Here is a 25078-nt window from a genome sequence, read left to right on the forward strand (position 1 = left end):
TGGTAATTACATACTTATCTTAAATACTGCATAGATAAGTTCAATTTTATGGAGGTGCTTGTATGGTTTCGTATCTATTTACTATTATTGTAGTTGGCATTATCGGATTGATTGGCTACAGGATGATTTTCAAAAAGAAAACGCCTTCTAGCATGTATACACCTTACGATGACATGATTATGGGGAAAAAAGATGATGTTAAAAGAAACTACCATGAACAAGATACAAAACACTATATCGAATATGAAGAAAAAAGCGATAAAGACAAAACCATTTGAACGAATTTGTCTTTATCCAGCAATTAATTGTTTTGTAAATTTTCAATCTATTTAGCTTGTGTTTATGGGTTTCGGTCACGTTTTCGTTGTTTAATTTAGGGTTTATTATTTTACCATCTGCCTCGCTTCCATAAACAACACCTGGATAAACTTTTTCAGGTTATTACGGCTCTGGTTGCTTACTTTTTTGCTTTTGTCTTCTAGCTCCAGCATTTTCTTGCGGACTTCCGAGAAATCAAAAAATGTGGAGGAATAGGCTTCGAATTTTGGATTCAGATAATCCGTCAATCCTAATGATGCGATATGGATGAGCGCCTGGTGAAGAGCGCGGCGGACACGCTGCTCAGAGGCTTTCATTTCTTTCTGGATTTCGGCCTCTCCAGCTTGATCTCCCAGCTTTTCAACAGCGATTCCTGCAAAAATTTCCTTTAAATATGGGAACGTGTAGGCAGAACCGAGTCTTTGCTTTTCAGTTTGAAGGAATCGTAAAATGTTTAGTAAATCTTCGCTTCCCACTTCCCCAATCATACCTAAATCGGAAATTAAGGAACGTCCGGCTTCCATTATATTTTTTGTATGTGAGGGGGGCACGAACGTTGACTTCGGGGCTGTAAATAAGTTCAACGATTGTTGAATGCCCTGGATTGATTGATCCACCAGTACCCGCTTGTTTACTTTTTTTAATATACATGAAATTTCAACTTGGTTCAGCGGTTTTGTAATGTAGTATTCCGCCCCTAATTTATACGCCTCTCCAATCAGGTCCTTCGCCTCCACTTGCGAAATCATCACAAACTTTCCTTGAAATCCATCAGCAAGAGCCCTGATCGTTTCAATTCCGTCCCTGATTGGCATGAGCAAATCAATTAGGACAACGTCTGCTTTTTTTAAAAACAACAAGCCATTATTCACTAACGATCCGTCTTCTGCTTCACCCACCACTTTTCCTAAGTCTTCGTCTTCAATCATCTCTGTCAGCATTCCTCGAATGGCAGGATCATCATCTATAATGAAATAATTCATCTCGTTAACCCTTTCTCCATAATCGCATTAATCGGAAGTTCCACGCTGAATACGGTTTCTTTATAGTTATCCATAAGCCTGATATGTCCTCCAAATTTTTCAACAGTTTGTTTCACATATGATAAACCGATACCCGTCGAAGGGTTTCCCGCCGCATCAAACTTCTTTGTATATCCTGCCGTAAAAATGACTTCCTTCTGCCTCGGTGCAATGCCGGGTCCATTGTCACTGATGCAAAACTCCACGGATTGATCTTTCCTTTTCACATGCAGCGATACGTATCCCTCTTCTTTAATGGCTTCCACTGCATTGGCCAACAAATTATTTATTAATGATAATACCATAAATACATGGTAGGGAGGATGATCCCCATCTATATGCAAGGAAAATGAAATATCTTTGTGAAGGGACTCAGCATATCGTCTATTGGACACGACCATTATGTTACAAAGCTGTTCGATATTCATATATTCCTGCAGGTTTTCGGTAGACATGAGTTCGGATAACCCCGCATAAATCCGCTGGTTATCTTTTTTGATTTCATGTACAAGACCGGCAATCTGCAGCGCCGTTTGCGCATCCCGGCCGTTCGTCTCGTCTGATTTTAACCGACGATAAAAATCATAACATGTGCGGGTGATTTCTTCCGCAGCCTGCATCGTTTTCTTCAGTTGAACCGTTTCTTCATACAAACTTGAAATGAAAAGCAGCATTTGTTCCTTTTGCATGCGCTGCTCTTTTTCTGCGAATTTTGCTTCTCTCAGCTTTAATATATTAAAAAAACCGAGAACGAAAAAGCTTCGAATGAAGGCGATTAACACGAGTTGGTCAATATCTAGCGAGGGTGTGTCCTGATTGGCCAAGAAGGAACGGATTGCCAATTCCGATACACCTGCAGAAAGCTCGATCAATACCCCTAAAATCCCGATCACAAACGGCTGGTCGTGCCGGTCGTTCATTTTCGTCCTATGAAAGGCAAACGCGTAGATGAAGTAATAGAAAAAGGCGGGCAAATGAAGATACATCGCTTCCTCTACAGATATGTCCCGTATTCCAACTGCCAGTGAAAAACGAAAAACAAACACACTCATCCCCGTTAAAATGCCTGCAATATTCGGGTTGATTCCCCTCCCCCACAGCAAAAACAAGAAAAAAACGGGGGTTCCCAAACTGACTCTGAATGTATCGTCGAATGGATAAAACTTGAATTCACCCGCAAGAGGCACTGCAATCATAATCAATAGTAATATCCTTATTCTCTCTTTCAATATGGTCCCTCCCCAGTCACTTTATAAAAAGATAACACATGAACTGGTAAAAAAGAGAGATGGGTTTTGACTGAAATTTTTATTTTTTCCGGCACTTGTAAGTATCAGTAGGTTCCAGTAGTTTTCAGTAGGTTGATCATAAACTTAGAATAATCTAAATATTGAAAGCGTTAACAAACCATTAAATAGGGGGAATTTAAATGAAAAAGTTTGGCTTAGCTACACAAATTTTTGTTGCACTTGTACTGGGTATCGGTGTCGGTGCTTTATTCCATGGCAATGAAACAGCCATGGCCATCATGCAGCCGATTGGCGATATTTTTATTCATTTAATTAAAATGATTGTCATCCCGATCGTCATGGCTGCATTAGTAGTCTCAATAGCGGGAGTGGGCGATATTAAAAAACTAGGGAAATTAGGTGGGAAGACTCTTCTTTATTTTGAGATTGTCACTACAATTGCCATCGTTATTGGAATACTGGCGGCAAACTTGTTCCACCCGGGGTCTGGTTTAGATACAAGCAAGCTTGAAAAAAGTGATATTTCAAAATATGAAGAAACAACAAATACGGCTGGAAGCGGTGGCTTTGGGGAAACAATTTCTCATATTGTTCCTCAAAATGTATTTGAATCAATGGCTCAAGCGGATTTATTACCGATCATCTTCTTTTCTGTGTTATTCGGCTTAGGCGTGGCTGCGGTAGGAGAAAAAGGAAAGCCTATTCTTGGATTCTTTGAAGGTGTGTTGGAAGTCATGTTTTGGGTGACGAATCTAGTCATGAAATTTGCCCCCTTTGGTGTATTTGCGCTGATTGGTGTAACCGTTGCTAAATTTGGTATTGCAACATTGGTCCCTTTAGGGAACTTAGTAGTTGCTGTTTATGTGACGATGATATTCTTCGTGTTCGTCGTTCTTGGAATTATTGCGAAAATGTCCGGGACTAGCATTTTTGTTATCCTGAAAGTGTTAAAGGATGAACTGATATTGGCATTTACTACAGCAAGCTCAGAGTCGGTATTGCCAAGGCTTATGGACAAAATGGAGAGGTTTGGCTGCCCGAAATCCATTACATCATTTGTTATTCCAACAGGCTATACATTTAATTTGGACGGCTCATCGATTTATCAAGCACTTGCTTCGCTTTTCGTGGCACAAATGTATGGGATTGATCTATCCATTACACAACAGATTACGTTGTTACTAGTATTGATGTTAACGTCAAAAGGAATAGCTGGCGTTCCGGGTGCGTCATTTGTTGTTATTTTAACGACACTCGGTTCTATGGGACTGCCGGTGGAAGGTGTTGCGTTCATTGCCGGTATCGATCGAATTTTGGATATGGGAAGATCAGCGGTTAATGTCGTGGGGAACTCATTGGCGGCGATTGTCATATCGAAGGCGGAAGGTGAATTTGACCAGGAAAAAGCAAACCATTACGTTGATTCAATTAAACAATCAGACGTAGCATAAACTACATTTTAAAAGAAAAATCAGTACGTGAACTATGCCTGCAGTATGATGTGTTAGCAGAGGAAGAGCTTGATCTTATTTTAATTCCTTACTAGATGACAAACCCGGTATTTCTGGGGCTGAGCTGTTTGATAGATCGTAATTTCCGATTTTGATGGCAGATATGGTTGATCAATAACAGGAGTCTGGGAAATTGATATAAAAACCTCCTTTATATAGAGGGCTTCTAAATTTTAAACAATAGTGATTGGAACATAAGGTGCGAGACTCCGGGAAAAGCGCGTCCAAGGGAGACCCCACAGGCGCAAAAAGCGCCAAGAAGGCTCCCGGACCGCCCGCGGAAAGCGAGTGCCTGGTTTGGAAAGAACGTTCTAACTTTACAAACCCTCAAAAAAACTAAAATCAATTATCGAGTTTGTCTACAGCCTGAAGAGCCCGTCCTTTATACCAGGAACTTATCAAGATCACGAAAAAAACCTGCATAGAACCAAAGTCTACACAGGTTTCAAAAAAGCTGTTTTCCATATTGTATAACCATAAACCAATAATCCTATAATGTAATTACCTTAAACACCCTACTAAGTTGGAGAATCTACTTTAAAGCGCGAGTGTAATTAAATGTGTCTTTGTTTTGAGGAACATCAGGATCTTTTTTCCCGGCAGGCTGTACTGCTCTTCCTGTATTTCCGCTATAGCCTTCTTCCATGGGTCCTGGATAATGATAATGTCCATCATTAACTGTTTGAGTTGTTGATTCACCCGTCACCTGGTTTCCTCTCGTTTCCGCCTGTTCTTTCTCGTTATTCAATTCATCTCCTCCTTTTCTAAAGATTCTTTTATAGTATTTGATAAAAGAATAATAAAATTAAAGGAGAAAAAAGGAAGCACTATTAGTTATACGTCTAATCTAATTAATCAGGAAAGGACTGAGTAATTAGATTAGGGTTTTTATTTGCTGTTTCATACACCCTGAAAATCAGGCAGAAAGGAGTAAGTGTTATTCAGTTATTCAACCTGAAGTTTCTTTATTCCCTCCTCATCAGTATTACTCCACTCCCAAAAACCTGATAACTCCCCCTTTGTTAATCAAAGGCCAGAAAGTCCATTGCATCGTTTTGCAAGAAAGGACTGGGTTCGCCAACAGTATATATCTGTAAGTCATGCATAGCCCTGGTGCATGCGGTGTAGAATAATCTTCGTAAGCTCTCATCGCCATATGTTTGCACAGATGCATCATAAATGATGACAGCATCGAACTCGATGCCTTTGGCCAAATAAGCCGGAATGACAACAACACCCTGTTCATATTCATTTGTGCCTTTCTGTACGAGTTTAATTTCACCAATGATACTAAGGGCATCGTATGCAGCGGCACTTTCGGCAGCGGATTTACAGATTATTGCGATGGTATTATATTCACGGCTTTGTAAGTCTTTGACTTTAGACACGATATTGTGGTGCAATTCATCACGGTTTGACACTTGAGTCAGTACAGGCTTCTCGCCTTCACGGTCGAATGCCTTAATTCGATGGCCCTCAGGAACTAGTTCACGTGTAAATTCTATAATCTGCTTAGTGGATCTGTAGCTTTGATCCAACGTTATACTCTCGGTTTCACTTACTCCGTATAAACTGGTAAGAGTCTGGAAATCCACCCGTTCGCTGGCATGTGCGAATATCGCCTGGTTAAAGTCACCGAGCACGGTCATCCTGGCAGAAGGAAACAGCCGTTTCAAAAACTCGAATTGAAATGGAGAATAATCTTGTGCTTCGTCTACAAGCACGTATTTTATAGCGGTATTCGTCTGGAATCCTTGAATTAACTCCTTCAGCAGCAAAAATGGAGTCGCGTCTTCGTAATGCAGTTTACCTTCGTCCAGCATTTTTTGCGTTGATATACATATTTCCCTTTCGACAGGTGTTTCACCCTCATTCCACAATTCGATCCGTATTTGTTCGTCAAAAAGTTGCTTGTATATTCCCTTAATATTGATAAAATGAAGGGCTTCTACCCGTTTGCGTAACGTCTTCAATTTCTTGCGAACAATCATTCGCGTGAGCATTTTATGCTCTTTCTCATAATCGTCAAAGGAATCTTCATTGAGGCCGCGTTTTTTCTCTAGGTAGGTGTATACCTTTTGATAGTCTTCTTTGCTTAGGTACTCGATTTCCTCCTGGACCCAAGGTTTTTTCAACTCAGACTTTTCCGTTTCATCAAGTAACTCACATAACCAGTCTTTCAACTTTTCAACCCTATTGTGAAAACGCAGTGTGGTGTCTGTGTTATAAAATCTTTCTGAGATTTGTTTGGCGGAGACGAGCGTTTCCCCCCGAAACTTTAACCCTCTAAAGATCATTCCAGAAAGTTCTAGTGATTGTCTGTATGCTTTGATTATCTCAAAGAAGCGAATCGATGCCTTAAATTGGATACTCGCTGTCCGAGTGCTATAGGAAGGATCATCCGCTGCAGTCAACAAAAATTCTAATTGCTCATAAGGATCCTCAACTTGAAACGAGTCAGTCAGACGATGATCCAAGTATTCCTGGAATGTTACCTGCTGCATATTCTCTTCGCCAAGTTCGGGCAACACATTTGATACGTAGTTATTAAACATTGAGTTAGGGGAGAATAGAATGATTTGGTCGGCTTTTAGCCATTCCCGATTCTTGTAGAGTAAGTAAGCGATCCGTTGGAGGGCAGCTGATGTCTTGCCGCTGCCAGCGGCACCTTGAACAATGAGCAGACGTCCGCGATCGTTCCGGATGATCCTATTTTGCTCCCGTTGAATGGTGGAAACTATACTGTGCATATGCTTATCTGTTCCCTTGCCAAGCACCTGCTGCAGGATCTCATCTCCAATGGTGAGACTCGTATCGAACATTGATTCGATAACGCCTCCCTTGATGATATATTGCCACTTTTTCTCCAACATCCCAGAAATCACGCCTCCGGGAGTAGAGTATTGTACGGGGCCGGGAGGATAGTCATAATAAACACTCGAAATCGGAGCCCTCCAATCGTAGACAATGAAGTTTTCTCCTGTTGTATCAGTAAGAGTGGAGGTCCCGATATAAATATGTTCCGTAAGTTCGGACCCTTCTTCAGTGATATCGATCCGGCCGAAATAAGGTACTTCCTGCATGCGGCGCAGTGTAGACAGCCTCTTGTAGGAATATCTATGTGCACCTTCGCTTTGTGACAAGTCTTGAGCCTGCTGCCTTAAGCCAATGATGGTCTCGAGGTAATCATCGAAAGTATCGATATTAACCTTGAGGTCATCCCAAAAGTGTTTACGGATATGAACAACTTCTTTTCTGCGCCGGGAAGTTTCTCCTTCAATTTTGCTGATTTGTTTCGTAATTGTTTTTATCACCCCGTCCAAACGTTCTTGCTCCTGCCGAATTTCATCGTTCATATCAGACACTCCTTCAAAAAATAAAAATAGGGGTTGACTAGAGGTGAGCTTTACCTTATACTTATAGTAAGGGATAAACTGTTATATTATATTAATAAATGTGTTTCTATACTAATTTATCATAACTACTGAATTATATCAATGTATATTTCATAACAGTTTCCATAATGAATCGGCGTTTTAAAGTCATTAACCAGTTGAGCAAGTAGCTTGACTGGTTATTTTTTATGTCTATCTACATTTTAGTCATGTTTTTCATAATAGCTGCAACACTCATACCAACGGTTGATTCGTTGTAACGATGAATAATCTGGAACTAAAAAAATGGATAGCCCCATATAAGGCTATCCAGCTTAATTTATAAATGCTGTCTAAAAGGTCACTTTACCTTTACCCCAGATTTGATCAAGGTAGGCGGAGTTTCTCCCTGTAATCCTGCTACAAGGTTGGTTGCTGCCAGCATCGCCATTTTCAGGCGGGTTTCATATGTTGCGGAACCGATATGAGGCAAAGTGACGACATTCTTCATGGAAAGCAATGGATTGTCCTCCTTTACGGGCTCTTGTACAAAAACATCCAGTCCTGCCGCGTGAATTTCACCGGTTTTTAGCGCAGTGATCAAGGCTTCTTCATCAACGGTTTTCCCTCTTGAACAATTGATGAAGATGGCAGTCTCTTTCATGAGCTTGAATTCTTTTTCCCCCATCATCTTTTCAGTTTGGGGAGTCAGCGGTGTCATCAAGCAGACAAAATCAGATTGCTTTAACAGATCTTCCAGAGAACAGTATGTAGCTCCATACTTTTGTTCTGCTTCTTCGTTTCTAGATCTGTTGTGATAGAGGATGTTCATATCGAATCCAAAACGGGCCCTTTTTGAAACGGCAGAGCCTATTCCGCCCATCCCGATAATCCCTAATACTTTATGATGGACGTCCAACCCAAACGATTTTTCCCCGATGTTCGATGTCCATTGCCCTGACTTTACCATTTGATCCATCTCTGGCATTCTTCTCGCTGTGGACAGCATCAAGCCCATAATTGTATCTGCGACTGTTTCATTCAATACCTCGGGCGTGTTCGTAGCCATGATTCCGCGATTGGACAGCTCCGTTATATCCAAATTGTCATAACCAACTGACGAATTACAGACGATTTTTAATTGCGGTGCTTGATCCAGTAAAGTTTTATCCACTTTTAATCCTGAACCTAATATACCTTGTGCGTTCTTCAGCGCTTGAAGAAATTCAGGATATTTTTGTGAGTCAAGACCTTCAAAATAAACGGCATCACAAGTCTTTTGAATATAATCCAATACTTCTTGATCCACTTTCTTATAGATGATTACTTTCGGTTTCATCATTAGTACCCTCACTTCCAATAAAGTAGGACCCCATCGGGATCAAATGCAGACACATGTATTTTGAAATACCTCTACCTATAATCTACCATTATTTAAAAAAAGTTGTAGCTAATTGAATGGCGGACCAAACCGCTAAAATGGAAGCTAAAGATAGAATGATATTTTCGAACCAATTGTTTTTATATTTTCCCATCAAGCTTTTTTTATTTGATAGCACCAGCATCCCAATAGCGATAATAGGAAAACCGATGATGTTTATTGCATTTACGCCAATTGTCAATGCGATGAAACCAGGCATGCCGGGGATGGACCAAATGATTGGCGTAACCAATACAAAAATCATAACCCATTTATACATTGGATCTTTTTCATATTTACCATTGTACTTTTCGCGACGATCCTTATTTATTACGTAAAAGGCATCTACTATCAATCTAGGAAAACCAGTTGACTTGCCTACTACACTCGCGAACAATACGCCAAATACACCAAGATAGAAAATGTACCAGCCAAATTGTCCTAACGACATTTGTAATGCCATTGCCAAGTCATCAATCGTTTCCACATGAATTCCCTTCGGTTTTAAAATTTCTGCCCCAACCACCCAAATGGCCAAATTAATCACGATGCAAACTCCGATGGCAAACAGCAAATCATTTCTTTGAACCTTTACATGACTCGATTTCGTCCAGCCCTTTTCCTTCATGAAATATGGATGAACAAAGTTCGAAATCGATCCTGCCACTGCACCGATAATTGAAATCGCTACCAATAAAGCTCCATGAACGCCAGTATCACTTGGAATACTAAAACCAACAGTTCCCTTAATGATTTGCCCCACATCCGGTGTTGCTTGAATGGCTAGGAACAAGAAGGCAATGGTCAATAATGCCAAAAGCACTTTCATTACACTTTCAATTCTATTATAAACATTTCTGCCAATAAGCATAAAAACTAATCCTACAACTACCATTGAAGCTAAGAATGGCTGGTTAACATGGAATAGGGTCGATAAAACCTCTCCCGCTCCCTTAATCATATATGCATTAAAAAGATGACCCATTATTAATGCATAACCAAACATGAAGTAACCGAAGAATGGGTGAATACGTCCATATCCTTCAAGTATGGTTAACCCCTCTGTGTTACAGAGCTGGAATCTGGCGATAACATTAACGATAAGAAAACGAAGGATTAATGATAGAGCTAAAATCCACATTAAGCTATATCCATAATCTGCCCCGGCAACCGATGAAGTCACCAGATCTCCAGCTCCAAGCCACGTTAACACGGCAAGAATCCCCGGACCATAAGATGTTTTAAAATTCGTGATGAAGTTGGGTTTCTTACTTACGGCCTCCGGAACAATCACAGTAGATTCAGCAAGGTTTGATTGATTTTTCAAGTTATTCACTCCATTCCAACGAGTAATGTATTCGCTTTCATTTGTTTCTAAGCATTAATACTTTGATAACCCTAGACATACAGATAATGAAATTATGACAAGACTTATGTCATTTTCGAATTGACATAAAGTGTACACTGCAGTATGTTGTCATGCTTCATGTTGAAGTGAATCAGCTCGTTAAAAAAGCTCCCCTTCCATTTAATTGAATGTTTTGACTATTTACATTGAAATTGTAAGACAAATTAAAATGTAAGTCAATCATAATATTTACAAGTTTTTTTAACGCATTAAAAAACTTTAGACACTTCGTACCAGATGACAAATCAAGAGAATTGGCGTTGTTGCGGGTTAGAAAAAAACAGGATCATTACCATACGGATAAGGACGTGCGAATAGATTAAAGCCATAAGCGGATAATATAAGCGAAGGAGTGAAATATATGCCACAAGAAAATAACAATGATCCATTTAATAATGCCAGGAACCTTGATATAGACCCAACTAATAATCCCACTAATAGTAATGATGACAACGATACAATTGACAGACCTGTAATGATTGATGATGGTTTGAACCCAGGATTTCAAAGAGAAGAACGTCCTAGCCCTGATCGTGATATCCCAACAATAGAGGGAGCTGCAAACATTAGAGACCGTTTTCCTTCGGACCATGAGAGACTTATGAGCAGAATCAATCTTGGTGATGCACTTATAAAGCGAGAAAATACACATTTTGGACGGTTTGAAAGATAAAAAATAGGACAGCCAATTTTACTTGACTGCCTCTTATTTCTTTGAGCCTAAATGTTTTATCATTAAAGATGTAAAAATAAAACACGAGAAAAAAGCTAAAGACCTGTATAGGCTTTAGCTTCAAACTGTAGACAAACTCGATGAAAATCGAGTCTGTCTACAGTTTGGGAGACCTTTCTTTTAAAAGGATTCTTTGAATAAGCTTTATTTTTCACAAGCGATCAAGTCTTTGTCACGATCGCTTTTTTTATTGGCATCATATAGCGCCTTTGAAACGTAAGGTTTGTATTTCGTTTTGCCTCCTTTATTTTTAACGGAAGATGTACGAGCTACTCCTCCTTTGTAGTCTTTATTCAATTCCGTACAGTTTTTATACGTCTTCACCTTTGTTTTGGCACCGGCAACATCATTCGCGCCAAACGAGAGACCCAAAATTAGTCCAAAAGATAGTAAAATAGCAAATAATTTTTTCAAAATATATACACCCTTTCCTAAATATTAACTTTTCACTAATCATAAAGTATCATTCCACTTTTTACAATAACAATGTTTCCATATTTTTATATTTTTATGTATGTACTAGTTCACTTCAGATGCTATTCCTCAGCTTTAAAGTTCATTGCTATATCATCCGCCAGACCAAACGAAAAGGCCACCGGTTCCCCGGTGGCTTCTCCCTTAAGCTGGTTTCTTATAATGCCCTATATCTACTTCAAGCGGGATATTCGCTGCCCGTTGCTTCTTGGCTGCTACGAAGAAGGTGGCGACTAGTGCGGCGCTAATGATGGCTCCTATGATATAGGAGATGTCCATCGATAGTCTGAATCCGATTTGTGCGTTTAGGATGTAGACAAGTACTGTGTAAAGCATGAATATTCCTGGCAGTAAGGATACCCAGTAGTTTTTCTTGGCGATATATAGGTACATGGCTCCAACGAATAGGGCTATGACAGCTGTTGATTGGTTGGCCCATGAGAAGTAGCGCCATAGGATGTTGAAGTCGATTTGTGTTAGGGCAATTGAGATGATGAACAGCGGGACGGCGATGATTAGGCGGCTGCTCATTTTCAGTTGCGGGAATTTAACGTAATCGGCAATGATCATTCGCGCACTTCGGAAAGCGGTGTCTCCTGAAGTGATTGGCAGGACGATAACACCAAGTACTGCAATGGTTCCGACAATGGCTCCAAGTGTTACTGTTGCTGCTTCACTTACGATCAGTCCAGTTCCGCCTGTTGCAAGAAGTTCGTTCAGACCAACTGGTCCATCAAATAAGCTCATGGCAGCCGCGGCCCAGATCATGGCGATGATTCCTTCAGCAATCATCATTCCATAGAAAATTTTCCGGCCTTGTTGTTCATTTTGGGTCGTACGTGAGATGATTGGCGATTGCGTCGCATGGAAGCCCGATAGTGCTCCACATGAGATCGTTAGAAATAATAGTGGGAAGATGGGAATATTGTCAGGATGTAAGTTGGATAATGTTAGTTCTGGAATTGGTGCTTGTTGAAAAATTAAGGCTCCGCCCACTCCAACTGAACTTATTAAAAGTAAGGCACCGAAAATTGGATAAAATCTACCGATGATTTTATCGATCGGCAATAGTGTCGCTAAAATATAATATAGGAAAATCGCAACCGTGATCAGCGTTAAGCTGACCGTTCCGTTCATTAAGTTATGAAGCAATGCTGCTGGTGACGTGACGAACACTGTACCCACCAGAATCAATAATAGAATAGCGAATGCATTTACGACGTGCTTCATCACTTTTCCTAAGAACTTTCCTGCAAGTTCTGGTAAATGTGCTCCACGATTCCTGATGGAAATCATCCCTGTAAGATAATCGTGAACCGCTCCAGCAAAGATACAGCCAATTACGATCCAGATAAAGGCGACAGGACCGTATAAGGCACCCATGATTGGACCGAAGATTGGTCCAACGCCTGCGATGTTCAATAATTGAATCAATGAATTTTTACTTGTGCTCATTGGCAAGTAATCGACACCATCCTGATTCGCATAAGCCGGTGTTGGCCTTTCCGATTTGACTCCAAACATTTTTTCGATGAATTTACCATATGTGAAATATCCGAGTATTAATAGAATGACTCCGGCTATAAATGTATACATCTATATAACCTCCTTTGTAATCGCTTACAAGTAGTATAAAGGAGGAATAGACAGAAAAGAGCGAATTCTTTGTATCATGTCGATTTAGTAAGTTAAGATGTTCATTTTGCTAATTAAGATGTAAAAAGTTCGCAAATTAGTCACATTTACTTATAGTTCTAATGTAGCTCGGAAAGCTTTCGCATAGTTTCGGCTTACGGGAAGCATCTCATCGCGTCCATTCAGCTCCAGCTGATAAGCACCGTTAAACCATGGAGTAAGACGCTTTACATAGTCTAAATGCACCAAGTGGCTTTTATGAATCCGAAAAAATGGAAATTCTCTCAACCTTTCTTCAAGTTCTTTGACCGTCGTTTTCACTTCATATTCTTGTTCTGTCGTAACGATTTTCGAAACTTTATCTTCGCGTGAAATGTAAATGATGTCATTCGGATGGATGTATAGAATTTCTCCCTCCACCTCGACTGCCAGCCTCCCTGCAGATTTGACCGGCTTGCTATCCTCTGGCTTAAGACACAATTTCTCAAGACGCCTTATCGTTTCTGCTAGTTGATCTTCATCATAAGGCTTTAATAAATAGTCTACTGCATCCAACCGAAAAGCCTCTACTCCAAACTGAGGATATGCGGTTGCAAAGACTAGTTTTGGGACATTTTTCAATTCGCGTAAAGCCTTCGCTGCATCCATGCCATTCATGATCGGCATTTCAACATCGATGAAGATCGCGTCCGGCTGCATTTGCATCGTCTTTAGGATTGCTTGTTCTCCCGATTCCCCCTCACCAATTACGTCAATGGACGGATGTTGCTTCAATAGATGAATCAATTCCTCCCGGCTATAGCGTTCATCATCGATGACCAGTGTTCGAATGGCTGCATTCATATTCTCACCTGCTTTCTTCCATTATTCCCTTTGGAATCATAAAGGATATTTCCGTTCCCTTTTCATGCTCACTTTCTATATGTAAAGCGGAGTCCTGACCCAACATCATCGTAAGACGTTTATTAACATTATAAAGCGCAATGCCTGTACCGCTTTTCGATACAATCATTTCATGACCTAGCTTCGGTAATTGTTCAGGATCGATTCCGGTACCATTATCTTTGATGACAATCCGAACATGTGAAGCAGATTCATTTTTTGCTTTAACAGTAATCAAGCAATCTTCCGTTTTATTTTTAAATCCATGGTGTATGGCATTTTCGATTAATGGCTGCAGCGTAAGTGGGGGAATTTTGGCCGATAACACTTCTTCATCAACGCTATACGTAATCTGCAATTTATCGACGAACCGCATTTTTTCAATATTCGCATAAGACTGGACATGCTGAATCTCTTCTGATAATGTAGTCCATTCCCTCGTTGTTCCTGCAAGGTTCTGTCTGAAATACTGAGATAAACTCAGCAGCATTTTCCTGGCTTTGTTCTGATCAATTCTCGTTAATGATATGACAGTATTCAAGGCATTGAAAAGGAAATGCGGATTGATTTGAGCTTGAAGGGCCCTAATTTCGGCCTCCCGTGCCAGTTCATGTGCTACATCAAGCTGTGACACTTCCAATTGATAACTAAGCAGCATGCTAAGTCCTGACATTAGCTCTATATCTACATTATTAATTTCTTTTTCATTACGGAAATATAATTTTAATGTACCAACTGTCTTGTTCCCTTGTTTAAGTGGCCCTATAATTACAGCTTGAAGCGGACAATTCGATACTTGGCAATGAATATCCCGCTTGCCTACAACAATTAAGTCCCCACCTTCAATCACTTGGCGTGTAATCTCTGTCTGCAGCGGACGCCCCGGAGAGTGATGGTCGCCCCCTAACCCGATATGGGCGAGGATTTTCGTTTCATTGGTAATGGCAATCGCACTTGCCTTCACTTCTTCGAATAAAATCCTGCATACAGCTGTCGCAGACTGTTCATTCATTCCTTGGCGCATATAACCGAGTGTTTTCCTCGCAATTCTCAACGATTTCTGTGCCTGCAGGGCGGCTGCCTTTTCCTCTTCGTTTACGACACTTTTTATGATTAATAAAAATAAAGCACTGCCTAAGCCGTTTGCAATGATCATCGGAATGCCAATATGCTCTACAATGGAGAGTGCCTTATCGAATGGCTTGGACATTAAAACGATAATGATCATCTGAATCGTCTCTGCCGCTGCCCCAATCATGAAAGCAGTCAAAAGCTTGACATGCTTATTTATTTTGAAGAAAAGTCCAGCAAGCAGCCCCGCCACGATTGTTGCAAACCCGCATGCTAACGCCGTGAATCCACCTAACATAAATCGGTGGATACCCGCTACCAAACCGGCCCCCAATCCAATGGGCCAGCCGCCGAATAAACCGGCAAGAACGACACCGATGACACGAGAATTGGCAATGGCTTCATCTTCCCCGACCGTATTGACCCATCGACCCGTTTCAAGTGAATCAAAGTTTATTGTAAGACCTGTATAGGTGCCTATAATGCCAAATACACCAAAAAACAGGATTGCCTTAACACGCTGTTTTCTATTTAAATTATCTTCATTTAACATTTGCCGAAAAAACCGAAAACGTGTCACGATAAAAGCGATCGTCACGATAATACCGAGTCGCTCTGTCATGATGATCAATAATTCAAAGATGATGTCACCCCCAATAACTCTATATAACTCTATTGTCTGGTAGCTTGTACTCTGCGCAATGCACTTCTTTATTATACTCTGGATGGATTTGTTCTCCACATCTCTTTTCACATGTACCTTGGAATTCAGGGTGATTTTTATAACAATATATAAAAAGTTCAGGTTAGAATGAAGCTAAGATCGCCAAAAGGGTGATAACATGTTGATGCCCTTGAAGAATTACTTTAATCTACCAACTTAGAAGACATTGAAACCTTAAAGCATCCGTTTAAAACAAAAAGGAAATGATCCAATATTTGCATTATACAGACGGAATAATTCCTTCTGTTTGATCGTAGTAGACACATTTAAAAGCATGATTTCAGAAGAAACCATGCTCTTAAATCACAATTATTATCCCTTCCCTTTCACCCTGTAATGAACCTCCCCAGGTTCTTTGCAAAAGGTGATTCCGCTTCCCGGCTCGTAATAAAAGGTTTTTTTGCCCAAAGAGCGTCCATGGAAGGTCGTATGCAGATAGGATGCTTGGTCCCTTTTGAAGGCAAGCTGATTTTTGCTTAAGGATACAGGAAGGCAATGGCCATAGTCTGTGTGGACCAATGTTTCTTTTTCGTTCATTTCCTCGAGGTCACTAATGTGAATGTAGGAAAACCAGACCCCTCCTCTTTTCCGGAATGAGCGGGAGGAGAACCAGACCATTCCCAGCTGGGCATTTATGCAGACGGGCAGCCTGTATTTACCGCCAAGCACGGATTTGGCTGCTGCAAGACCGCCATCCAGATCCAAGCCAAAGTGGTTTAGCGTGTTATTCAGGATTTCCTGACGCGGTTGTGCAACATGGAAGGTGTTCTCTCCCTCCACTACCGTCGTCATCTCGACACCATTTGAATCGTAACGCTCCATCATTCCCACCGTTTCCATATTCAATAAATAGTTTTTTCGTATCATCATTCCATTCACTCCCCATTTCACTATTCATTTTTTAGGAGTATACTGGTTAAAGAGGCAGGCATACTCCTGCTCGCAAGCCCTTAGGTGATTGTCTGACCGGACGTACTCACCTAGGGGTTTTTTACTGTTTTCAAAATCACATTTCCCTCACCTCCTCAACAGCTATACAGCCAACGCACCAGCTCTTCGATATTGTTTTTATCTTTGCTTAGGTGAAATAATGGCGGCCGTCCTTTGTACGTTCCTTTAAACTCCTTCCAAATGGGATTGGCAGGGCTCCAGTCCACCTCTTTCAATTTTGACATTCTCGTGGAAATCAGCTGTTGTCTTTGTTCGATATGCTGGTTTTCCATATTGTCATTGGCATAAAGCGCAACGGCAACGAAAAGAGGGTAGCTGGCAAGCATGCATTTTGTGTAGTCTCCCATCTGTTCGGCCGGGTATATGTCGAATAGTTCATTAAGATATAAATGAATGAGTGTGATGTATTCACTGTTAGAAAGCGGACTTGATGAAACTTTCTCTTCGATGTTTACGTGTACCTTCCCAGTCATGAAGATGCCGATGACCTGCCTCAATTGCGATAGCGATAGCAGGTTTTTATTGCCTGGTCGATTGATGGAACGCTTTTCAAGTTCGACACCGGCTGTTTTTAACGATTTATGAGTTTGAAGCACCTGATTGGTAATGACGTTGAGGTTGTTTCGCGAGTCGAATGAAATCCGTTTGGAAAGGGCCACTTTCTTGCCTTTTAGATTGAGATCCAGATAGAGCTGGGATTCTTCCGCTTGTGTAAGCCCTTCAAATACTTGGATGGCAATCGAGCTTTCCTTCATGAGTGAATCCAGTTCGTAAGCTTGTTTCACTTTTTCTTCATCCTTCTTTAACGCTTTAAGGATACTGTCCTCCAATTGTGCGAAAGCCGCAATTCGTTGGGTTCCATCGATGATCGATAATTCGAACGCTTCTCCATTAAGGATGGTTCCTTCCCTGCTGTTAGCAACGAGTGGTGGCAGATAGATATTTTTCGTTAAAGCATTGTCCAACAGATAATTCTTGATCGACCGGACCCGCAGCTGGTTGATTTCCCTAGTGGCGATTTGTCCATTGCGATACATGTGGACCAGTTCCATGATTGAGTAGGAAACCATTTTCCTTCTTTTCCGGTCCAATTCACCTAGAATCATGCAGCCATCCTCCTTCCTGTTCTATTTTTCGTTTGAACACAAGAGCCGTTTTCTGGATGGCGTTTGTAGTCGAATGGTTTTTGACTCTTTTTTTTAAGGGATCGTAGATGTGTGAAAACAAGGGATCCTCATGCTTCCATGTGCAGGCTTCTTTCAATGGAAGCATGTGATCGATTGCTTCTTCATAGGGGATTTCATGATGTTTGTGAAGTTGGTGGATCGTTTGGGCAAGGGCTATTTGAATGCCGGAATAGCCGGATGTGAATGTTTTCCGGTCTGCCATCTTCTTCGGAAAGATTTCCAGCCATGATTCGAAAATTGCGGTTGCGATGCTGATGATTTCGTCTTTGGTTACATCACCATAATTGGCTTTGCCCGTTTTCACGGAGACGTTTCCTTCAAATAAAGCGATAAGGCAGCGCCTCATGATCGTCAGCGAAGTCAACGCCGTACAGTTCACGGTTATCCTCGAAAGGGTGGCTTCTATCTCCATCTCACTTTCTAATATCCTGGCAATGTCCCGTGTCAGTTCTGCATATTCATCCCGCTGATCGTACTTCATCACCAAGCCTATATGCGGCTCTTTTCGCTTCGTATTAATATCATTGAATAGCTGTCTTTCTTCATGCGTTTCCAGATTTAAATAGATTTGAATGGTGACGGGGTAGGTCTTTAACTTATCAATTTGACTTTGGAGCTTTTCAGCTTGCTTAAAGTTACCGATTTCTTCTTCCGCTTCCTTCCGCGCCCTTAAGTGACTGATGGCTGAAATTAGGGCGTAGGTCCTGTGCTGACCATCAAGTATGTATATTTTGCTTCCTGGTGGCAGTTCTCCGCCATCGGTCACTTCTTTGATCGCTCCCCTGCTCGAGAAGATGAACGGGGAAAAGTAAAAGTCCCCTTCCGATACAGAATCAATGATGAACTCCCTGATTTCAGTCCTTCTATTGAGATCAAGCTTTCTTTGAACCGCCTCATCGACCTCGAATATTGCCTCCAATGTGGAGAATTGGATTTGCGAGATCAATATGCTCTTCCCGAATTGGGTACAGCTGTTTCCGGGTATCGTCACTTTCATTTCTTGATATGTCATTCACTTCACCTCTCTGTGACCATTATCCTATTTTATGCATTTTTTGTAAAACCGCTCTGTTTGTACCTCTATCAAAATTCGTTCCCTATTGTGACTCAATTACCTGTTTGACTGGCTAACTCTTTACAAGCCCTCATTAAAGAGCTATACTTTCCAATTTCCTTTTCAAATCTGCTACTCTAGATTGATATTTCCTTGTTATTTTGTGTCCATTTAGAGAACAAACAGCCAAAATCCATGTAAAAAGTGAAATGAAATGACATTTTTGTGAAGTTTTAAGAACACGTAAAAAAAGTCTATCTGAATGATAGACTTTTCAGACTGTAGACAAACTCGAGGAAAACGAGTTTGTCTATTTTTTATGAGTTGTACAATTTGGCCGTTGATTTCCACTCCAGGCACTCGCTTTCCGCGGGCGGTCGGGGAGCCTCCTCGGCTTTCGCCTGCGGGGTCTCCCCTAGACGCGCTTTTCCCGCAGGAGTCTCGTACCTTCCGTTCCAATCAACTTTGTCTTATCTTTTAGATAAACACTTTTGCCCTGAGTCGCTTTTGTTTTAAAATAGAAGTATTAAAACTTGAGGTGATGAGGATGCTTTCGAAACATGACTCTATTCAGCGAGATCAACTTGAAATGATTACGTTAGATCAACTGGTGCCACCGAACCATTTGGTTCGTAAACTAGAGGCTGCCATTAACTTCACTTTCATTTATGACTTGGTGAAAGATATGTATTCAGAGGTAGGACGCCCAAGTATTGATCCAGTTATTTTAGTTAAACTGACATTCATTCAATATACCTTCGGTATTCGTTCCATGCGTAAAACGATTGAAGAAGTTGAAACTAATATGGCTTACCGTTGGTTCTTAGGCTATGGTTTCCATGATAAAGTACCTCATTTCTCTACGTTTGGGAAAAATTATGAGCGACGCTTTAAAGATACAGACCTGTTTGAACAGATTTTCTATCGCATTTTAATGACAGCTGCTAATAAAAAGTTAATAAGTGCTGAACACGTTTTCGTGGATTCCACACATGTGAAAGCCAGTGCGAATAAACGGAAATTTGAAAAGAAAATCGTTCGTAAAGAAACACGAGCGTATCAAGGGCGTCTTCAAGAAGAAATCAATCGAGATCGTGAAAACCATGGAAAGAAGCCTTTTCCATCAGATAAATTTGATAAAGAAGAGACCAAAGAGATTAAAGAAAGTACAACGGATTCTGAGAGTGGCTACTATGTGAAAGATGAACGAACAAAACAGTTTGCCTATTCATTCCACGCGGCCGCAGACCGCAACGGTTTTGTATTGGGAACGATTGTAACACCTGGAAATATACATGACAGTCAGATCTTAGAGCCACTAGTTGAACAAGTGATTGAGAAAATTGGAAAACCGGAAGCCGTTGCCGCAGATGCAGCTTATAAAACACCAGCGATTACAAGCTACCTATTTAACAAAGAAATCATACCGGCTTTACCTTATACACGTCCTCGCACCAAAGAAGGATTTTTCCGCAAACAGGACTATGTATACGATGAACATTTTGATTGTTACCTTTGTCCTTCGGGAGAGCTATTAAAGTACTCAACAACCAATAAAGAGGGCTATCGCGAGTATAAATCACCCAAACACACTTGTGCGACATGCTCATTTTTATCTCAGTGTACAGAAAGCAAAGACCATCAAAAAGTGGTGACACGGCATATTTGGCAAACACATGTGGAAGAAGCAGATCATCTGCGTCATCATCAAGATGTAAAAACTATATATGCGAAACGTAAAGAAACGATTGAGCGTGTATTCGCAGATGCAAAAGAAAAGCATGGTATGCGTTGGACAACTTTAAGGGGACTTAAAAAATTGTCGATGCAGGCGATGCTTACTTTCGCTGCCATTAATTTAAAGAAAATGGCCAATTGGACATGGGGAGGTCCAAAAATGGCCTAACATAGTGGGCTCGTAGAGCCCCAATCTCCTAACTTCAGGCAAAAATTCAAAGGGAATCTCAAAAAGGGGTTCGGAATTTTTTAATTCCGAACCCCTTTTGTCTACAAACTGAAAAGTCTATCTGAATGATAGACTTTTTTCTTTAAATTTAATTTAAGTTAATCTATTCTGCCATCTTTATTTCAATGGCTAAGTTACGTAAGTAATCCAATAAGGGCCGTATTTCCTCCGGGGCTGTTGTGTCAGTAAATGAGAAGGACTGTTTCTGCTTTTCATCGGCTATATCCAGCTTGTATGAAAACGAGTCCGCTCCTTGGGCTTTGGCTCCAGCCATTTTACTTAGGTGGGCATTAGGAAGGTCAGCTGTCTTCAGTAAATTCAGTAATTCCTCATTTTTTCCCTCTGGCAATTCATCTGTGTCTATCTTAAAGTTCAAGTCGAGGTTGGCAAATCCCCCTATGCAGCTAAATTGGATATGCATGTTAAATGAAGCCTCCTATTCATGGATTATGACTACTCAGGCAGTCCAACCGCTTTAAAAGCATTTTCAATTGTCCCTACAGCCGTTTTCGGAACTTCTCCACTATCAACAAGTTTTTGCGCTGACTTGATGACAATCTGTACGAATTGATTGAAATTTGCCGTTGCAAATAAATTCTGCATCGCATTGAACCAGATCAAAGCCGCTTTGTCCGTTCCGATCTCCATCGATACTAGATAAAAGGCCTTGTTTGGTATCCCGCTATTTATATGGACACCATGATTATCCCGATCTCCTTTATAGAAGTTCCTCATGTGATCAGGCTGCAAATCTTTCCCCATTAACTTATTGTCAAATGCAGTACCTGGTGCTTTCATCGAACGGAGCGCCTGTCCTTTCAGTGATGGTCCCATTATATCAGCACCGATTAGCCAATCTGCATCTCCCGCTGTTTGCTTTAAATGAAATTGTTTTATGGCAATTCCAAACGCATCCGAAAGATGTTCATTCAAGGCCCCAGACTGACCATCATACTCCAATCCACTTGTGAACTGCGTAACCCCATGTGTAAGTTCGTGTCCAATAACATCGAGTGAATTGGCAAAATTGCTAAAGATGACCCCATCGCCGTCACCAAATACCATTTCATCCCCGTCCCAATAGGCATTCGTGAATTTATTCCCATAATGAACGTTCAGAATGAGATCAAGGCCTTTGTTATCAATTGAATTACGATGCAAGACATCCTTGAAATAGTCACGCACAACTCCGCTATAATCATATGCAGCGTTAACTATTGGGTCTGCATTTGATCGATCCCCTTCTTTCCTGGCCTCATTCTCCCGGAGTTTCGTTCCTCCCTTGCAATCATAAACATGGCGGGCAGATTCTCCACGAGGGCCAGCTCCTGCATCAGTTAAAGCGACAACACCGTCAATATCATATTCCTTCAAGATTCTGCGCCTGCGCATATGACGGCTTTTCGCTAAACTGACCCGTGCTTCTTCCACATCATTTTGTGCCAAATTCTCAAGAATATAGTTAGGTACGATGAAACACTGACACTTTTTGGAACAATCTCTTTTGTGCATATTCAACACTCCTTCATGTTTTTTTTCGATCCATTACATTTTCGTTATACAATAATGCCAACGCGTCTGTCCTCAACATCCTTCATGGTACTTATCCGTTCAACAAGTGTTTGATGCTTTTCCTATATTCAACACATTTCTATAGATTACTTTCGCCGGACTACCCCCATTTTCCTCCATTCCTTCCCACTCTTCTATTTGCAAACTCTTTCTCAGCAGATTCACTCCTTAGTTACAGTTGTTCTTATTTTTCGGTTTGATAACTCATTTTCATTTTCTCTTAAAAAAAGGCTCTGCTATAGGAGGTTGTTGGATTTTCTTGTTGAATGAACAATGGAGTTTAGTAAAATGGGAAATATATCAAATAATGATAATTCGCGGTGAATAACTTATGCAAATCTAAATTTCCTTTTTTTACAAACTTCATATTTTACTCACAAATATTATTTATCATCAATATAGGTGAATTTAAAATACTATTCAAAAAAATAGGAGGTCCTGTATATGGAAGCGGGTATAACAAAAACTACTATACAAAATCAAACAAACACCTCTTTGTATAGAACAGTATGGAGATGGCATTTTTATGCTGGAATTATTTTCGCACCCTTACTTATTATTCTAGCAGCCACTGGCTCAATCTATTTATTTAAGCCACAAATTGAACAAGTACTTTATCAAGACTACAACGAGGTTACTCCGCAAGAAGATAAAATACCGGCATCCCGGCAGATTGAGCAAGTGAAGAAACTTTACCCTAATGCAGTGGTGACAAAATATCATCCAGGAGAAAATGCCTCTCGTTCAAGTGAAGTAAGCATTACTTCTAATAAGGAGTCCCTTACAATTTTTATAGACCCCTATACAGGTAAATCTATTGGAGAGTTGAATGATGAAGACAGAATTATGGATAAAATTGAAGAAATTCATGGTGAACTAATGGCTGGCACCTTAGGTGATAGAATTGTAGAGTTAGCTGCGTGCTGGGCAGTTGTGTTAATTGTCTCCGGTCTTTATTTATGGTATCCAAAAAAGAAGCAAGGTCTTTCTGGTGTACTTTTCCCAAGATCAAATAAAGGAAAAAATATTTTCAGAAGAGATTTACATGCAGTACCTGCCTTTTGGATAACTGCAGGTATGCTATTTTTAATTATGACAGGATTGCCTTGGTCAGGTTTTTGGGGAAGTAATTTTCAATCGTTAGCTACCAATTCTGGATCTGGGTATCCTCCATCTATATGGTCAGGAAGTGCTCCAACATCCTCAATTAAAACAAAAGATATTGCAGATGTTCCTTGGGCAGCAGAAAATTTAGATGTACCTATCTCAGGTATTCAAGGTTTTATCCCACTGTCCATTGATGATGTAGTTACAATTGCGAATCGTGAGGGTATGCATCCAAGTTATAGCATAAATATTCCAAATGAAACAGATGGCGTTTATACATTATCAGCTTTTCCACCGAAAGCACAAGATGAAGCAACTATGCATATCGACCAATATTCCGGTGCAGTTCTAGCTGATTATCGTTATGATCATTACGGCTTAATAGGAAAAATAGTTGCATGGGGAATTACATTGCACAAAGGGACCCAATTTGGTTTGATTAATCAAATAATCAGCCTTCTTATTTGTTTAGGAATAATTCTTGTTGCCGTTAGTGGTTTTTATTTATGGTGGAAGCGAAAGCCGAAAAAAGGATTAGGTGCACCAAAAGCTCCTCATATAAAGAACATGAAATCCTTTCTAATTCTGTTAATAGGTCTAGGAATTTTGTTTCCTTTGGTTGGTTTGTCGCTTATTGTTGTGTGGCTAATTGACTGGTTAATTATTAAAAGAAGATCTGTAGTTAAGAAGGTTATGAATGCATAATTCGAAATGTAAAGGGTGGCTTTTTCCGTGAAAAAAAATATATGTATTTTTTTAATCTTTATTTTCATCCTATTGCTAAGTGCATGTTCACTTGAAAAGGATGCCGCTAATCAATACAAAGAAGAGACGCCTCTTGAATCAGAAATAATCATACCAGAATCCTTTACTGCTAATAAACAGGAGACGATAAAGGTTGTTCTTACTCAAGGTGGTAAAAGGGTTAGAAGCGCAGATTTTGTTCACTTTGAGATATGGAAACAAGATGGATCTCTCAAATATAGTATGGAACAAGCTGAGGCAGAGGGAAACGGTACTTATAGTTTAAGTAAAAACTTTGATAGTGATGGTCTATACTATATAAAAGTACATGCTAGTAACGATGGTTCAATCATTATGCCTCAAAAACAGTTTATCGTAGGAAAACTTTCTAAAAGTGATTTAAAAATCATGCAAAAAGGTATGCATAAACAAGAGGAAAGTCATGAACACCATCATTAAATCTTTTCGAAAATCCGGTTTTCATTTGAAGACCGGATTTTCTATGGATATTTGCTACCCCGTTTTTGTTGGTAATGATAATAATAGTGTAAGAATTTTAGTTTTTATTTTTGTTATTTTAATAAATAACCAATATTTTATGGATTGGAGAGAATGGTATACCTATTGCGATTAATGGATTTTGGAATGAAGGCAATACCGAGCAATTGCTTCCTG

The 25078-nt window shown here is 40.3% G+C and carries 21 protein-coding genes; 6 read left to right on the forward strand and 15 right to left on the reverse strand.

Going from position 1 to position 25078, the window contains the following annotated elements:
• The first annotated feature begins 62 nt into the window (after nt 1-62).
• The gene (locus tag UP17_RS20135; protein WP_061464731.1) at nt 63-278 is read left to right on the forward strand and encodes a DUF3951 domain-containing protein; all 216 of its coding nucleotides are present in this window, start codon (nt 63-65) and stop codon (nt 276-278) included.
• A 105-nt stretch (nt 279-383) separates the two neighbouring features.
• On the opposite strand, the gene UP17_RS20140 is transcribed toward UP17_RS20135, so the two are convergent.
• Together UP17_RS20140 and UP17_RS20145 are read right to left on the reverse strand one after the other, a co-directional pair.
• Nucleotides 384-1301, reverse strand: coding sequence for a response regulator (locus UP17_RS20140; RefSeq protein ID WP_061464733.1), 918 nt, complete (start codon nt 1299-1301; stop codon nt 384-386).
• Nucleotides 1298-2569, reverse strand: a complete 1272-nt coding sequence (locus tag UP17_RS20145) for a sensor histidine kinase (RefSeq protein ID WP_061464735.1) — start codon at nt 2567-2569, stop codon at nt 1298-1300. Before UP17_RS20145 ends, UP17_RS20140 begins: the two co-directional genes overlap by 4 nt.
• 200 nt (nt 2570-2769) lie before the next feature.
• On the opposite strand from UP17_RS20145, the gene UP17_RS20150 reads away from it, so the two are divergent.
• Nucleotides 2770-4041 carry a cation:dicarboxylate symporter family transporter gene (locus UP17_RS20150; RefSeq protein WP_061464737.1) on the forward strand — a complete coding sequence of 424 codons (1272 nt, stop codon included), beginning with the start codon at nt 2770-2772 and terminating at the stop codon, nt 4039-4041.
• 592 nt (nt 4042-4633) lie between these two features.
• Here UP17_RS20150 and UP17_RS20155 read toward each other — a convergent pair.
• From UP17_RS20155 to UP17_RS20170, 4 genes are all read right to left on the reverse strand, one after another.
• Nucleotides 4634-4849: a hypothetical protein gene (locus UP17_RS20155; protein ID WP_061464739.1), complete on the reverse strand. Its 216-nt coding sequence runs from the start codon at nt 4847-4849 to the stop codon at nt 4634-4636.
• 274 nt (nt 4850-5123) lie between these two features.
• Nucleotides 5124-7457: an RNA polymerase recycling motor HelD gene (gene helD / locus UP17_RS20160; protein ID WP_061464741.1), complete on the reverse strand. Its 2334-nt coding sequence runs from the start codon at nt 7455-7457 to the stop codon at nt 5124-5126.
• A 379-nt stretch (nt 7458-7836) separates the two neighbouring features.
• A complete protein-coding gene (locus tag UP17_RS20165) occupies nt 7837-8814 on the reverse strand; it encodes a 2-hydroxyacid dehydrogenase (RefSeq protein WP_061466194.1) in 978 nt (325 codons plus the stop codon).
• 91 nt (nt 8815-8905) lie between these two features.
• Nucleotides 8906-10222 (reverse strand): Nramp family divalent metal transporter, encoded by a 1317-nt coding sequence (locus tag UP17_RS20170; protein WP_061464743.1) that lies wholly within the window; start codon nt 10220-10222, stop codon nt 8906-8908.
• A gap of 442 nt (nt 10223-10664) precedes the next feature.
• On the opposite strand from UP17_RS20170, the gene UP17_RS20175 reads away from it, so the two are divergent.
• Nucleotides 10665-10976, forward strand: a complete 312-nt coding sequence (locus UP17_RS20175) for a hypothetical protein (RefSeq protein WP_061464745.1) — start codon at nt 10665-10667, stop codon at nt 10974-10976.
• 204 nt (nt 10977-11180) lie between these two features.
• On the opposite strand, the gene UP17_RS20180 is transcribed toward UP17_RS20175, so the two are convergent.
• From UP17_RS20180 to UP17_RS20210, 7 genes are all read right to left on the reverse strand, one after another.
• Complete coding sequence (locus UP17_RS20180; protein WP_061464747.1) at nt 11181-11450, reverse strand: excalibur calcium-binding domain-containing protein; 270 nt, start codon at nt 11448-11450, stop codon at nt 11181-11183.
• A gap of 204 nt (nt 11451-11654) precedes the next feature.
• Nucleotides 11655-13106, reverse strand: coding sequence for a carbon starvation CstA family protein (locus UP17_RS20185; protein WP_061464749.1), 1452 nt, complete (start codon nt 13104-13106; stop codon nt 11655-11657).
• A 150-nt stretch (nt 13107-13256) separates the two neighbouring features.
• Nucleotides 13257-13988 carry a LytR/AlgR family response regulator transcription factor gene (locus UP17_RS20190; protein ID WP_061464750.1) on the reverse strand — a complete coding sequence of 244 codons (732 nt, stop codon included), beginning with the start codon at nt 13986-13988 and terminating at the stop codon, nt 13257-13259.
• A 4-nt stretch (nt 13989-13992) separates the two neighbouring features.
• Complete coding sequence (locus UP17_RS20195) at nt 13993-15741, reverse strand: sensor histidine kinase (RefSeq protein ID WP_061466195.1); 1749 nt, start codon at nt 15739-15741, stop codon at nt 13993-13995.
• Between the two features lie 393 nt (nt 15742-16134).
• A complete protein-coding gene (locus UP17_RS20200; protein ID WP_061464751.1) occupies nt 16135-16692 on the reverse strand; it encodes a competence protein ComK in 558 nt (185 codons plus the stop codon).
• Nucleotides 16693-16847: 155 nt separating this feature from the next.
• Complete coding sequence (locus UP17_RS20205; RefSeq protein ID WP_061464753.1) at nt 16848-17879, reverse strand: DNA sulfur modification protein DndB; 1032 nt, start codon at nt 17877-17879, stop codon at nt 16848-16850.
• The gene (locus UP17_RS20210) at nt 17866-18972 is read right to left on the reverse strand and encodes a DNA sulfur modification protein DndB (protein ID WP_061464755.1); all 1107 of its coding nucleotides are present in this window, start codon (nt 18970-18972) and stop codon (nt 17866-17868) included. Before UP17_RS20210 ends, UP17_RS20205 begins: the two co-directional genes overlap by 14 nt.
• A 589-nt stretch (nt 18973-19561) precedes the next feature.
• On the opposite strand from UP17_RS20210, the gene UP17_RS20215 reads away from it, so the two are divergent.
• A complete protein-coding gene (locus tag UP17_RS20215) occupies nt 19562-20920 on the forward strand; it encodes an IS1182 family transposase (RefSeq protein ID WP_061464757.1) in 1359 nt (452 codons plus the stop codon).
• Nucleotides 20921-21083: 163 nt separating this feature from the next.
• Here UP17_RS20215 and UP17_RS20220 read toward each other — a convergent pair whose 3' ends face one another.
• Nucleotides 21084-21401 (reverse strand): protealysin inhibitor emfourin, encoded by a 318-nt coding sequence (locus tag UP17_RS20220; RefSeq protein WP_061464759.1) that lies wholly within the window; start codon nt 21399-21401, stop codon nt 21084-21086.
• Between the two features lie 32 nt (nt 21402-21433).
• On the reverse strand, nt 21434-22492 hold the full coding sequence (locus UP17_RS20225; RefSeq protein WP_061464760.1) for a M4 family metallopeptidase: 1059 nt from the start codon (nt 22490-22492) through the stop codon (nt 21434-21436).
• Between the two features lie 504 nt (nt 22493-22996).
• Between UP17_RS20225 and UP17_RS20230 the strand changes: the two genes are divergently transcribed.
• Both UP17_RS20230 and UP17_RS20235 read left to right on the forward strand, forming a co-directional pair.
• Complete coding sequence (locus UP17_RS20230; RefSeq protein ID WP_061464762.1) at nt 22997-24364, forward strand: PepSY-associated TM helix domain-containing protein; 1368 nt, start codon at nt 22997-22999, stop codon at nt 24362-24364.
• A gap of 27 nt (nt 24365-24391) precedes the next feature.
• The gene (locus UP17_RS20235) at nt 24392-24862 is read left to right on the forward strand and encodes a FixH family protein (RefSeq protein WP_061464763.1); all 471 of its coding nucleotides are present in this window, start codon (nt 24392-24394) and stop codon (nt 24860-24862) included.
• Nucleotides 24863-25078: the final 216 nt, after the last annotated feature.

It is taken from the genome of Peribacillus simplex, assembly GCF_001578185.1.
Classification (GTDB): domain Bacteria; phylum Bacillota; class Bacilli; order Bacillales; family DSM-1321; genus Peribacillus; species Peribacillus simplex_A.